The sequence below is a fragment of the Cellulomonas hominis genome (assembly GCF_005239125.1).
GTDB classification, from domain to species: domain Bacteria; phylum Actinomycetota; class Actinomycetes; order Actinomycetales; family Cellulomonadaceae; genus Cellulomonas; species Cellulomonas hominis_A.
The window spans coordinates 1-13,219 of the sequence record NZ_SZYE01000025.1 but is presented as its reverse complement, the minus strand read 5'-3'; the positions used below and the strand labels follow the sequence as shown (position 1 = coordinate 13,219).

10 protein-coding genes and 1 pseudogene are annotated in these 13,219 nt (G+C 74.7%); 9 read left to right on the top strand and 2 right to left on the bottom strand.

Annotated elements, in window-relative coordinates:
* The first annotated feature begins 7 nt into the window (after nt 1-7).
* Both FA014_RS05380 and FA014_RS05375 read left to right on the top strand, forming a co-directional pair.
* A complete protein-coding gene (locus FA014_RS05380; RefSeq protein ID WP_154728677.1) occupies nt 8-1,009 on the top strand; it encodes a LacI family DNA-binding transcriptional regulator in 1,002 nt (333 codons plus the stop codon).
* Nucleotides 1,010-1,047: 38 nt separating this feature from the next.
* Nucleotides 1,048-2,310 carry an endo-1,4-beta-xylanase gene (locus FA014_RS05375; protein ID WP_154728676.1) on the top strand — a complete coding sequence of 421 codons (1,263 nt, stop codon included), beginning with the start codon at nt 1,048-1,050 and terminating at the stop codon, nt 2,308-2,310.
* Nucleotides 2,311-2,419: 109 nt separating this feature from the next.
* On the opposite strand, the gene FA014_RS05370 is transcribed toward FA014_RS05375, so the two are convergent.
* Complete coding sequence (locus FA014_RS05370) at nt 2,420-3,106, bottom strand: MBL fold metallo-hydrolase (RefSeq protein WP_154728675.1); 687 nt, start codon at nt 3,104-3,106, stop codon at nt 2,420-2,422.
* Between the two features lie 99 nt (nt 3,107-3,205).
* On the opposite strand from FA014_RS05370, the gene FA014_RS05365 reads away from it, so the two are divergent.
* A complete protein-coding gene (locus tag FA014_RS05365; protein ID WP_154728674.1) occupies nt 3,206-3,976 on the top strand; it encodes a ParA family protein in 771 nt (256 codons plus the stop codon).
* A gap of 32 nt (nt 3,977-4,008) precedes the next feature.
* Here FA014_RS05365 and FA014_RS05360 read toward each other — a convergent pair whose 3' ends face one another.
* Nucleotides 4,009-5,097: a LacI family DNA-binding transcriptional regulator gene (locus tag FA014_RS05360; protein WP_195969173.1), complete on the bottom strand. Its 1,089-nt coding sequence runs from the start codon at nt 5,095-5,097 to the stop codon at nt 4,009-4,011.
* Nucleotides 5,098-5,283: 186 nt separating this feature from the next.
* Between FA014_RS05360 and FA014_RS05355 the strand changes: the two genes are divergently transcribed.
* From FA014_RS05355 to FA014_RS05330, 6 genes and pseudogenes are all read left to right on the top strand, one after another.
* Nucleotides 5,284-6,576: an extracellular solute-binding protein gene (locus FA014_RS05355; protein ID WP_154728672.1), complete on the top strand. Its 1,293-nt coding sequence runs from the start codon at nt 5,284-5,286 to the stop codon at nt 6,574-6,576.
* On the top strand, nt 6,573-7,523 hold the full coding sequence (locus FA014_RS05350; protein WP_154728671.1) for a carbohydrate ABC transporter permease: 951 nt from the start codon (nt 6,573-6,575) through the stop codon (nt 7,521-7,523). Before FA014_RS05355 ends, FA014_RS05350 begins: the two co-directional genes overlap by 4 nt.
* Entirely contained in the window at nt 7,520-8,425 is a 906-nt protein-coding gene (locus FA014_RS05345; RefSeq protein WP_154728670.1) for a carbohydrate ABC transporter permease, read from the top strand. Before FA014_RS05350 ends, FA014_RS05345 begins: the two co-directional genes overlap by 4 nt.
* 6 nt (nt 8,426-8,431) lie before the next feature.
* Nucleotides 8,432-10,672: a glycoside hydrolase family 3 N-terminal domain-containing protein gene (locus tag FA014_RS05340; RefSeq protein ID WP_154728669.1), complete on the top strand. Its 2,241-nt coding sequence runs from the start codon at nt 8,432-8,434 to the stop codon at nt 10,670-10,672.
* Nucleotides 10,669-11,466, top strand: coding sequence for a hypothetical protein (locus FA014_RS05335; protein ID WP_154728668.1), 798 nt, complete (start codon nt 10,669-10,671; stop codon nt 11,464-11,466). The genes FA014_RS05340 and FA014_RS05335 overlap by 4 nt, the downstream gene beginning before the upstream one ends.
* Nucleotides 11,459-13,219: pseudogene (locus tag FA014_RS05330) on the top strand (hypothetical protein); the annotation flags it as partial. The gene FA014_RS05335 and the pseudogene FA014_RS05330, both read left to right, overlap by 8 nt.

The following is a 13,219-nucleotide window of genomic DNA, read 5'->3' as shown; positions in this document are numbered from 1 at the left end:
CCCCCGCATGGGGCAGCGAGTGACCATCACCGACGTGGCGCGGGACGCGGGCGTCTCCGTCGCGACGGTGTCGAAGGTCATCAACGGCCGGTACGGGGTCGCGCAGGCGACCTCGAGCCGGGTCATGGAGGTCATCGACCGGCTCGGGTACGAGTCGAGCCTGGTCGCCCGGAGCCTGCGGTCGCACCGCACGCACGTGCTCGGGATCCTCGTCGCGGAGTTCGAGCCGTTCTCCGCCGAGATCCTCAAGGGCGCGGCGGCGGCGCTCGCGGACTCCGACTCCGGGTACGAGCTGCTCGCCTACACCGGTGGCCTGCACGGCCGCGGCGCGGGCTGGGAGCGGCGGTACCTGTCCCGGCTGAGCGGCACGCTGATCGACGGCGCCGTGCTCGTGACGCCCACGGTGGTCGAGGCGGACGCGGGGGTGCCCGTGGTGGCGATCGACCCGCACACCGGGCCCACCGGCCTCCCCACGGTGGACTCGGACAACCTCGCCGGGGCGGTCCTCGGCACCGAGCACCTGCTCGAGCTCGGGCACCGCCGGATCGCGTTCGTCGGCGGCCGCCCCGACCTGGAGTCGTCGCGGCTGCGGGAGCAGGGCTTCCGCCGCGCGATGGCCGCCGCGGGGGTCCCGGTCGACGAGGTGCTGGTCCGCGAGGGCGACTACCGCAAGGAGCCCACCCGGGAGCCGGTGCGCGGCCTGCTCACCCTGCCGGACCGGCCGACCGCGGTGTTCGCGGCCAACGACCTGTCCGCGATCGCGACCATCGAGGTCGCGCGCGAGCTGGGCCTGTCGGTGCCCGCCGACCTGTCGGTCATCGGGTTCGACGACATCCCGGAGTCCGCGCAGACCGACCCGCCGCTGACGACGGTGCACCAGCCGATCCAGCGCATGGGTGCCGCGGCGATCGGCCTGCTGACCGCGCTGCTCGACGGCGGCACGCCCGACCCGCACGTGCGGCTCCCCACGTCCCTGGTGCGCCGCGGCTCGACGGCCGCGCCGGCCTGATCTCCCGGTACCGCCCCCGCACGAAGGAGTGCAGCCCCATGCCGGACGTCCGTGTCCCCCGGCCCGCCGACCTCGACCACCGCGGCGCGCGCGCCGTCGTCACGGTCCTCGACGCAGCGGGCCGCCCGGTGCCGGACACGGAGGTCGAGGTCGCCCAGGCCCGGCACGCGTTCGGGTTCGGCTGCACCGCGTTCGAGGCGATCCCGGCCGCGAACGGCGAGCAGCCGGGCCCCGACGACCCGGCTCCGGAGGTGCTGCCGGCCGTCCTCGACCGGTGGCTGGACCTGTTCGACACGGCCACGCTGCCGTTCTACTGGTCGCGGTTCGAGCCCGAGCACGGCCGTCCGGACACCGACCGGCTGCTCGCCGCGGCGCGCTGGCTCGCCGCGCGCGGGGTCCGGGTCAAGGGTCATCCGCTCGCGTGGCACACGCTCGCCCCGGCCTGGCTCCGGGACCTCCCGGAGGACCAGGTCGCGGCCGCCGTGCGGGACCGGATCACCCGGGACGTGACCGCGTTCCGCGGCGTCGTGGACACCTGGGACGCGATCAACGAGGTCGTCATCATGCCGGTGTTCGACAAGGAGCCGAACGGGCTGACCCGGCTGTGCGCCCGCGACGGCCGGGTGGCGACGGCCCGGCTGGCGTTCGACGCCGCCCGCGCCGCGAACCCGGGCGCGACGCTGCTGCTCAACGACTTCGACCTGTCCGCCGACTACGAGCGCCTGATCGGGGACTGCCTGGACGCGGGCGTCGGGATCGACGCGATCGGCCTGCAGACCCACATGCACCAGGGGTACCGCGGCGAGGAGTGGACGCTCGGGGTGCTCGACCGGTTCGCGCGGTTCGGGCTGCCGCTGCACCTCACCGAGACGACGCTGCTGTCCGGGGACCTGATGCCGCCGGAGATCGAGGACCTCAACGACTGGCAGGTGCCGTCCTGGCCGTCGACGCCGGAGGGCGAGGCGCGCCAGGCCGACGAGGTCGAGCGGCACTACCGCACCCTGTTCGGGCACCCGGCGGTGCAGGCCGCGACCTACTGGGGGCTGTGCGACGCGGGCGCCTGGCTCGGCGCCCCGGCCGGCCTGTTGCGGGCGGACGGGACGGCGAAGCCGGCCTACGACGCGCTGCGGGCGCTGGTGCGCGGCGCGTGGTGGCTCGACCCGACGCCGGTCCGCACGGACGCCGACGGGCGGTTCGTGCTCGACGCCTACCGCGGCGACTACCGCGTGACCGCGGCCGGTCGCGAGGCGGCGCTGACGCTGGCCGCGTCGGCCCCCCGCGCCGAGGCCCGCCTGACCTGACCCGCCGAAACCGCGTCCCGGACCCGGGCCCGGTCCGCCGAGCCTGCAGCAGATGCGGGGTTCAGAAGGTCGGAACCCAGCATCTGCTGCAGCTTCGGCGACTGGCCGCTCAGGCGCGCGGGGTCCAGGTGTACGGGGCGCCCGTGGCGATGCGGACGTACGCGCCCGCCCCGCCCAGGCCGCCGACCAGCCGGTCCGCCAGGGCCCGGCCCGGGTCGGACAGGATCGCGTCGTGGATCGGCGCCGCGACCCGCGGCCGCACGGCCCGGACGTAGTCGATCGCCTCGGCGAGCTTCAGCCAGGGCGCCGCGACCGGCACGAGCAGCACCTCGACCTCGGTGCCGGCCGGCGGCGGCGTGAAGGAGTCGCCCGGGTGCAGCAGCGCGCCGTCGACCAGGTACGCGACGTTGTGCGGGCGGGGCACGTCCGGGTGGATGACTGCGTGCCACTCCCCCACGGCGCGGACCGCGAACCCCGCCGCGTCGAACGCGTCGTCCCCGGCCACCGCGTGCACCCGGTCCGCCGGCGCGCCGGCCTCCGTGAGCTGCGCGGCGACGTCCGCGGGGGCCCACGCGGCGAGCCCGTCGCGCGCGCCGAGGGCGGCGGCGAGGCGGTCGACGTCGACGTGGTCGACGTGCTCGTGCGTGACCAGGACGGCGTCGGCGTCGTCGAGGACGGCGAGGTCGCTGAACGTGCCGGGGTCGATCACGAGGCGCCGGCCGCCGCGCTCCAGGCGGACGCAGGCGTGGCCCCAGTGGGTGATCTCGGTGGTGCTGGTGGTGGTGCTGTCGGTCATGGGGCCAGCATCGCCCCAGGTGGGCGTGGCGTCGAGCCGGGCGTCCGCCGACGGGACGCGCGATTCCGCGAACCCCGGTGGGCCCGTTACCGTGTGCCCGTGCTGGTGCTGGGAGTGTGCTCGCTCAAGGGCGGCGTGGGGAAGACATCCGTGACCCTCGGGCTGGCGTCCGCGGCGCTGGAGCGCGGGCTGCGCACCCTGGTGGTCGACCTCGACCCGCAGGGCGACAGCACGCTCGCGCTGGCCACGGCCGGCGCGCAGGCGGACGTCGCCGGGGTGCTCGACTCGCCCACCGCGGAGAGCATCGCCGCCGCGACCGCGCCGAGCGCGTGGGCCGAGGCCGGCCTGGACGTGCTGGTCGGGTCGGCGGCGTCCTCGCGCCACGACGCCTACGACGGCGCGGACACCGACGTCGACCGGCTGCGGTTCGCCCTGGCCTGGGTGCACGACTACGACCTGGTGCTGGTGGACTGCCCGCCGTCGCTGGGCGGGCTGACCCGCACCGGTCTCACGGCCTGCGACCGGGCGGTCGTCGTCACCGAGCCCGGCCTGTTCTCGGTCACCGCGGTCGGCCGGGCGATGCGGACCATCGACGACCTGCGCCGCGGGCCCGCCGGTCAGCTGCAGCCGCTCGGCGTGGTGGTGAACCGGGTCAAGGCGCGGTCCGTCGAGCAGGCGTTCCGGCTGGAGGAGCTCCGGGGGCTGTACGGCCCGCTGGTGCTGACGCCGTTCGTGCCCGAGCGCGCCGCGCTGCAGCAGGCGCAGGGCGCCGCCCAGCCGGTGCACGCGTGGCCGGGTCAGGGCGCGCGCGAGGTGGCCGGGGCGTTCGAGGAGCTGCTGGACCGCGCCCTGCGCGCCCCCCGCGCCTGACGACGGCACCCCACCCGACGCCGGATCGGTGGTCAGGCGTCGGCCGGGTCCCCGCCGGCGCAGCCGCAGCTCGCGCGCGGGATGAGCCGGGTCGGCAGCGTCCGGAACTGCGACGCCGAGGCCGGGTCCGCGACCCGGTCCTGCAGCATCCGCACGGCGGTACGGCCCATGTGCTCGAACGGCTGCCGGACGGTCGTGAGCGCCGGGGTCGACAGCCGCCCCGCGAGGATGCCGTCGAACCCGGTGACCCGCACCCGCCCGGGCACGTCGACGCCGTGCTCCGCGAGCACGTCCAGGACCACGAGCGCGGCCTGGTCGCTCTGGCACACCAGCGCCTCCGGCAGCCGGTCGGTCACGGCCAGGTCGGTCAGCGCGGCGAGCCACTCCGTGGACGCGAGCCCCTCGTGCCCGGGCCCCGGCCGCGGCGCGTCCGGCAGCAGCGCCGCGACCGCGTCCTGGAACCCGGCGAGCCGCTCGGCGAAGTCGTACATCGAGCCCTCGCCCACGAACGCCAGGTCCCGTACCCCGTGCACGCCCACCAGGTGCCCGACCAGCCCGGTCATCGCGGCCCGGTTGTCCACCGCGACGTGGCTGAACGACGCGTCCGAGCCGGGCGTGTTGAACGCGACGAGCGGCACGGACTGCGCGATGGCGTGCACGGCGTCCAGGCTGTGCGTGCCCGGGAAGATCGCGAGCCCGTCGACGCGCCCGGCGATGTCGTACATCGCCGCGCCGCTCGGCGCCCCCGACGCGAGCAGCAGGGCGCGCCCGTTCTCCCGGCACTCCAGCGCGAACCCGCGCTCGACCTCGTCGACGTAGAGCGGGAACACCCGGGGGTCGCCCTCCGGGACCGCCGCCGCCTCGAGCGGCACGGGCGCGGCCCCGCCGTCGGCGTCCGCGAGCATCATGTCGAACGAGTACAGCCCGAACGCCCCGGTGGCCCCGCGGGCCAGGCCGCGGGCACTCGCGGACGGCACGTAGCCGAGTGCGTGCGCCGCGTCCATGACCGCCTGGCGGGTGGTGGCGGCGACGCGGCCGGGCTGGCGGAACGCGAACGACACCGTCGTGATCGACACCCCCGCGCGCTCGGCGACGTCGTAGACGGTGGGGCGGCGTGCCACGCGGAGCTCCTCGACGTCGAGTGGCGGCCGACCCTCGGCCACGCCCGGGACCGGGTTGACAGCGCCAGTCTACACGCTTAGATTCCGGATCTTGTAAAGCGCATTACACGCTTTCACGCCAGTGTCGGCGCTGGTCGACCCCGCGCGCCGTGGCGCGGGCGGAGACCACCGTTCAAGGAGGAACACATGACCCGTCGTACCGTCCGGCGCGCCCTCGTCGCCGCGACCGTCACCACCCTGGCCCTGGGGCCGGTCGCCGCCTGCGGCCGGTCCGACGACACCGGCGGAGGTGGTGGAGCGGCCGAGGCCGGCGCCGTCGCCGACGAGGCCACCGGCGAGATCGAGATCTGGGCCGCCGCCGGCAACGGCGACGCGCTGCGCACCCTCGGCGAGCAGTTCACCGAGGACAACCCCGAGGCGTCCATCAAGGTCACCGAGGTCCCCTGGGGCGAGATCATCACGATGAACCAGACCGCCGTCGCCTCCGGCACCGGCCCGGACATCGTGATGACCGGCGCCGACCAGACCGCCTCGGTCATCGCCATGGGCGGCCTCGCGCCGGTGCCCGACGGCGTGTTCGCCGAGGACGACTTCTACCCCGCCGCGGTCGCCTCGGTGACCGGCGAGGACGGCCTCTACTCGGTGCCGTGGTACGTCGAGACCCGGTTCCTGTTCTACCGGGCCGACCTCGCCGCCGAGCTCGGGTACGACGCCCCGACCACCTGGGCCGAGCTCGAGGAGCTGAGCGGCGCGCTCGCCTCCCGCCCCGGCGGCGAGTACGGCATGAGCCTGCCGCGCCCCATCGAGAACCCGGCGCAGGTCATCGTGCCGTTCCTGTCGCAGGCCGGCGGCTCCGTCACCGACGGCGACGCCTGGACGTTCGACACCCCGGAGTTCGTCGAGGCGCTCGACTTCTACAAGGGCTTCTTCGACCGCGGCGAGGCGCCGCTGTCCGAGACCGAGGCCACGTTCGAGAACGGCGGCTCCCCGCTGCTGATCTCGGGACCGTGGATGGTCGACACCTACCAGGACCTGATCGACACGGGTGCGGCGCCCGAGGGCTTCACCGAGGAGTCGATCGCGTACGTGCCGCTGCCCGCCGGCTCGGCCAACAACGACTCGTACATCGGCGGCGGCAACCTCGGCGTGTTCGCGTCCTCCGACAACAAGGACTCCTCCTGGGCCTTCCTGCAGTGGCTGCTCGAGGACGAGCAGCAGAAGACGCTGTTCGACGTCGCGGGCTCGTTCCCGTCGCGGGTCGAGTCGGCCGAGTACGCCCCGATCGACGACAGCCCGGTGATGTCGGTGCTCAAGGAGCAGATGCCGAACACCGTCGAGACCCCGAGCTACCCGTCGTGGTCGCAGATCGCCGAGCAGATCGGCATCTACGCCGAGCGGGTCGCCCACGGCGAGATCACGTCGCAGGACGCGGCCGAGGCGATCCAGGACCAGGCCGACCAGATCGGCTTCGGCTGGTGACCAGCACCACCACCCAGCGGCGCACGCCGCCCGCGACGTCGCGGCGGCCGGGGAAGTCCGTGTCCCTGGCCGCCCGGCGGCGCCGGACCGCCCTGATCGCCTGGCTGTTCGCGGCGCCGTTCGTCCTGTCGTTCGGCGTGTTCGGGCTCGTCCCCCTCGTGAGCTCGTTCGGGATGGCCTTCACCGACCTGCGGGTCAACGACATCCGCACCCCGTTCGCCGTCGACTTCGTCGGCCTGTCGAACTTCGCGGAGGTGCTGTCCGACACCACGTTCCTGCGGGCGCTGCGGAACACGCTCGGCTTCGTGGTCGTCGGCGTCCCGCTGTCCCTGTTCTCGGCGCTGGTGCTGGCGGTCATGCTGAACGCGCTCGGCCGGCGGGCGGCGACGTTCTTCCGGGTCGGCTACTACACCCCCGTGGTGACGACGATCGTCGCCGTCGCCGTGGTGTGGCGGATCATGTACCAGCCGAACGGCCTGATCAACTCGCTGCTCGCGGAGATCGGGATCGACGGGCCGAACTGGCTCGGCGACACCCGCACCGCCCTGCCGGCCCTGACCCTGATGGCCGTGTGGCGCAGCATCGGGTCGAGCATGGTCATCTTCCTCGCCGGCCTGCAGGCCATCCCCGCCGAGGTCAAGGAGGCGGCGATGGTCGACGGCGCGTCGACGGTCCAGCGGTTCTTCCGCATCACGATCCCGATGATGATGCCGACGATCCTGCTCAACGCGATCCTCACGACCACCGGCTTCATGCAGTTCTTCGACGAGCCGTTCGTGATGACCAACGGCGGTCCGCTGCAGTCGACGACGTCCATCGCGCTCTACGTGTTCAACCAGTTCCAGTGGGGGAACTACTCGGTGGGCGCGGCCGGCGCGTACGTGCTGTTCGCGATCATCAGCATCTTCGCCATCATCCAGTTCCGGTTCTTCCGGCAGAGGACATGACCATGAGCACCTCGACCCCTCTCGCGCCCGCGACGACCGCCGTGCCGGTCGCACCCGTCGTCCACCGCCGCCGCCGCCGGATCACGCCGGGCCGGATCGCCCTGTTCGCCGTGCTCACGGTCGGCCTCGCCGCGACGCTGCTGCCGTTCGTCTGGATGCTGCTCGGCGCGTTCAAGACCAACGCCGAGATCATGCGCCGCCCCATCACGTGGTGGCCGCAGGCGCCGACGCTCGACAACTTCCGCGCCTGGTTCTTCGACTTCGACATGACGCGGTACTTCGTCAACTCGGTGTTCCTGGCCGTCGTGTCGGTGGCCACCACGCTGCTGTTCTGCTCGATGGTCGGCTGGGCCCTGGCCAAGCTGGAGTTCCCGGGCAAGAAGGTGCTGATCACCGTCGTCCTGGGGACCATGTTCGTGCCGGGCATCGTCACCCTCATCCCGCAGTTCGTGCTGGTCGCGAACCTCAACATGGTCGGCACCTACTGGGGCATGATCCTGCCCGGCATGGTCGGCGCGTTCGGCGTCTTCCTCATGCGGCAGTTCATGCTGGAGATCCCCGACTCCCTGCTCGACGCGGCCCGCATCGACGGCGCCGGCGAGTTCCGGATCTTCGCCCGGATCGTGCTGCCGCTGTGCCGCGCGCCGCTCGCGACGCTGGCCATCTTCACGTTCATGGGCTCGTGGAACGGCTTCCTGTGGCCGCTCATCGTGTCCCAGCGCGACTCGCTGTACACCCTGCCCGTCGCCCTCGCGCTGTACACCAGCCCGACCGGGGACAAGGGCGCCGAGTTCGGCCTCCAGATGGCCGGCTCGGTCCTCATCATCGTGCCCGTGCTCGCCGTGTTCATCGCCATGCAGAAGCACTTCGTGCAGGGCATCGCCATGACCGGGATCAAGTAGGAGCCCATGGACTACCTGGACGCCACCCTGCCCGTCGCCGACCGCGTCGCCGACCTGCTCGCGCGCATGACGCTCGCGGAGAAGGTCGGGCAGATGATGCAGCTGTCGGCCCCGGACGGCCTGAAGGAGCAGGTGCTGGAGAAACACGTCGGCTCGGTCCTGCACGCCTCGCCGGAGCTGGTCCTCGAGGCGCACGACCTCACCGACCAGACCCGGCTGCGCATCCCGCTGCTGATCGGCGAGGACGCCATCCACGGGCACTCGTTCTGCGACGGCGCGACCATCTTCCCCACCCAGCTCGGCATGGCGGCCACCTGGTCGCCCGACCTGGTGGAGCGGATGGCCCGGGCCACCGCGGTCGAGGCCGCGGCGACCGGCCTGCACTGGACCTTCTCCCCCGTGCTCTGCGTCGCCCGCGACCTGCGCTGGGGGCGCGTGAACGAGACCTTCGGCGAGGACCCGTTCCTCATCGGCGAGCTCGCCAGCGCGGCCGTCCGCGGGTACCAGGGCAACGGCCTGGCCGACCCCACGGCGGTGCTCGCGACCGCCAAGCACTTCGCGGGGTACTCGGAGACCCAGGGCGGCCGGGACGCCTCCGAGGCGGACCTGTCGCCGCGGAAGCTGCGGTCGTGGTTCCTCCCGCCGTTCGAGCGGGTGGCGCGCGAGGGCTGCGGCACGTTCATGCTGGGGTACCAGACCATCGACGGCGTCCCGATCACCCTCAACGACTGGCTGCTCACCGACGTGCTGCGCGGCGAGTGGGGATACACCGGCATGCTCGTCACCGACTGGGACAACGTCGGGCGCATGGTCTGGGAGCAGCAGGTGCAGCCCGACCACGTGCACGCGTCCGCCGCGGCGGTCCGGGCGGGCAACGACATGATCATGACGACCGCCGGGTTCTTCGAGGGCGCGCAGGAGGCGGTGGCCCGGGGGCTGATCGCCGAGTCCGACCTCGACGCGGCCGTGTCCCGGATCCTGACGCTGAAGTTCGAGCTCGGGCTGTTCGAGGACCGGCGGCGGCCCGACCTCGCGACCATGGGCGCCGTGATCGGCTCGCACCAGGACCTCAACCTGGAGCTCACCCGGCGGTCGCTGGTGCTGCTGCGGAACGAGGGGCTGCTGCCGCTGACGGGCGACCGCCCGCGGACGGTCGCGGTCGTGGGTCCCCTCGCCGACGACCCGCAGACCCAGCTCGGCGACTGGGCCGGTTCGTCCGGCCAGGTCGGCCAGATGGCCCACGGGCAGCCGCGGGCCATGATCACCACGGTGCTGGACGGGCTGCGCGACGGGGTGCCGGACGGCTGGACCGTCACGTACTCCCCCGGCGCCGAGATCCTCACGCACGAGGACGACCCCGAGGGACCGTTCTTCCCCGACGGCCAGCCCCGGCCGCAGGTCGTGGCCCCCGCACCGGTGGACCCGGCGCAGCTCGAGGCGGCCGTCGCCGCGGCGCGGGACGCGGACGTCGTGGTGGCCGTGGTCGGTGACCGGATCGAGCTCGTGGGCGAGGGCACCTCGACCGCGACGCTCGAGCTGCTCGGCGGGCAGATCGCGCTGCTGGACGCCGTCGCGGCGACCGGCACGCCGCTGGTCGTCGTGCTCCAGGCGTCGAAGCCGATGGTGCTGCCGCCGTCCGCCCTGGGCGCCGACGCGCTCGTGTGGGCCGCCCACCCGGGGATGACCGGGGGGCGGGCGCTGGCGGACCTGCTGCTCGGGCGCGTGGAGCCGAGCGGCCGGCTGCCGATCTCGTTCGCCCGGCACGTCGGCCAGCAGCCCACGTACTACAACCAGGTGCGCGGGCAGCACGGGGTCCGGTACGCCGACCTCACGCAGGACCCGGCGTTCGCGTTCGGCGAGGGCCTGTCCTACACCACCGTCGAGTACGGCGACCTGGCCGTCGAGACCCCCGAGGTGACGGCGGACGACGTGGTGCGGGCGCACGTGACGGTCACGAACACCGGTGCGCGGCCCGCGCTGGAGACCGTGCAGGTGTACGTCCGGGATCTCGTCACCTCGGCGTCCTGGGCGGACCGCGAGCTGAAGGCGTTCACCCAGGTGGAGCTGGCGCCCGGCCAGAGCGCGCGGGTGCCGCTCGCCCTCCCCGCGGCGGACTGCACGATCGTCGACGCCGCCGGGCGGCGCGTCGTCGAGCCCGGCGGGTTCGAGCTGCTGGTGGGGCCGAGCAGCCGGCCCCGGGACCTGCTCCGCGCGGGGTTCACGGTCGTGGCCGGGGCGGCGTCGTGACCGTCGACCCGACGACGTTCCCCGTCGCCCCCGCCGACCGCGACCCCTCCCGGCCGGGGCCGCGCCGCGGCGACGAGGTCGGCGACGGACCGTTCGGTCGCGCGGTCACCGCGTTCGCCTGGGGCGCGGGCCTCGCGGCCCTGCTCGCCGCGGCGAACCTGCCGCTGGTCGTGCTCGGCCTGCTGCTGCGGCCGGACCCGTCGCTCACCTGGCTCGTCGCCCTCGCCGCGATCCCGGCGGGGCCGGCGCTGTCCGCCGGGCTGTACGCGGTCCGCGAGCACTACGTCGACGCCCGCGTGCCGCTGGCCCGGGCCTTCGGGCGGGGCTACCGGCTCGGGTGGCGCGACGCGACCGCCGTCGCGGCGCCGGTGTGCCTGCTCGGCGGCCTCGTCGTCCTGGTGGCGGCCGGCGCGCGGGCCTCCGGCGTACCCGCCCTGGTCGCGGGGCTCGCCCCGGGGGCCGGCGTGCTGCTGCTCGTCGTGGCGCTGCACGCCCTGGCGCTGCGCACCTTCTTCCGCCTGCCGCTCACCGCCGCGCTCCGGGCCGGCGCGTACTACCTGGGCGCGCGGTGGCGCGCCTCGCTCGGGACGCTCGCGCTCCTGGCCGGGGCGGTCGCCGTGGCGGCCGCGGCCTCCGACCTGCTCCTCGTCCTGCTCGGCGGCGTGTGGGTGTGGCTCTGGTACCGCACCACCGCCGGGATGCTGCGCGACGCGGTCGAGCGCTTCCTGCCCGCCGGCGCCCGCCCGACGACGACCACCCGACCGATCGACACCCCGGGACCCCGACATGCCTGACACCCTGACCCGCCTGCACCGCGACCGCACCGACCGCACCCGCACCGTCGACGCGGGCGGCGGCCTCGCCGTCCGGATCACCCCCGCCGGTGACGTCGCCGAGATCGCCGCACCCGGCGACCGCCTCGTGAACCAGTACCGGATCGGCGTGCACGACGCCGGCATCGCCGGGCTGTTCCTGCGCCGGACCACGGCCGACGGCGCCGTGGCGCACGTCCCGCTGACCGGCAGCCGGTCCGGCGCGGCCTGGCGGGCCGGGTCCGGCTCGGTGCGCTGGACCGGCACCGGCCTGGGCGTCGGCTGGACCGTGGACCTGGTGCTCGACCCCGACCGGACGGCGCTGGTCTGGCGGGTGGCGCTCGCGCGGGCGGGTGCCCCCGACGGCGGGCCCGACGCGCTCGCCGGCGCCACCTGGGACGTCGCCGCGCTCCAGGACCTGTCCCTCGCCCCGGCGCAGGCGGCGTCCTCCTCGGAGCCGTACGTGGCGCAGTACGTGGCGCACCGCCTCGCCGAGCAGCCCGGGCTGGGGACGGTCGTCCTGTCCCGGCAGACGATGACCTCCGCGCCGGAGCTGCCGCTGTTCGCGCTCGCCGTCGCCGAGGGGTCCGCCGCGGCGGGCACCGACGGATTCGACCTGTACGGCCCGGCGGCCCGCGCGGGCCGCACGCCCGCGTTCCTGTCCGGCGAGCCGTGGCCCGACCGGGTGCGCCAGCACGAGATGGCGATGGCGGCGCTGCTGTCCCGGCCGTCGGCGCTGGCCGAGCCGCTGGTGCTGCACGTCGTCGGCCGGTACTGGGACGACCGGCGCGGGGCGATGCCGGACGCGCTGCCGGAGCTGGCCGCCGAGGTGCCCGCGCTGGCGGGGCTGGCGGACGCGCACGCGGACGCCGCGGACCGCGCCGGCGACCCCGCCGGGCCGGACGGGGACGCCCTGGCCGAGCGCTCGCTGCTCGCGACCGCTCCCCTGCTCGGCGGGGCGCCCCTGACCGACGACGCCCTGCTCGCCCTCGGGGACGGGGCGCGGCACGTCGAGCGCGACGCCGCGGGACGCGTGCTGTCGTTCTTCACGCCCACGGGCGTGCACGTCGTCCGCGGCGAGAAGGACCTCGACCTGGTCCGCCCGCACGGCCACGTGCTGCTGGCCGGCGACGCGCTGAGCCCCGACCGGCCCGTGCTGTCCACCACCGTCTTCGCGCACGGCGTGTTCGGCTCGCACACCGTCCTCGGCAACACGACCTTCGACACGTTCACGACCGTGCACCGCAACCACCTCAACCTCCTGCGCGCCAACGGCGTCCGGGTGCTGGTCGAGGTGGACGGCGCGTGGCGGCTGCTCGGCGCGCCCTCGGCGTTCGTGCTCGACGTCGGCGAGGCCCGCTGGGTCTACGCGCTCGACGGGGTGCGCGTCGAGGTGCGCACCGTCGCCGCCTCGGACCGCGACGCGCTGCTGCTCGAGGTCACCGCGACGGCACCGCTGGACGTCCTCGTCAGCACCGAGGTGGAGCTCGGCGGCGGCGCGTGGCACGCCCGCGCGCAGGACGGCGCCGTCGTCCTCACCGCCGACGCGGGCACGCCCACCCGCGACCACCACCCCGGCCTGGCGTACGTGCTCGCCGCGACCCCGGGCGCCGACGTCGTCATGCTCGGCCGGCCGGCGCTGTTCGACCCGCACTGGCCGCTGCGCGCGGCGCACGCGCTGGACGACAAGACGCCGACGCTCGACCACGCCGGGGACGCCGCCGCCACCGTGCTG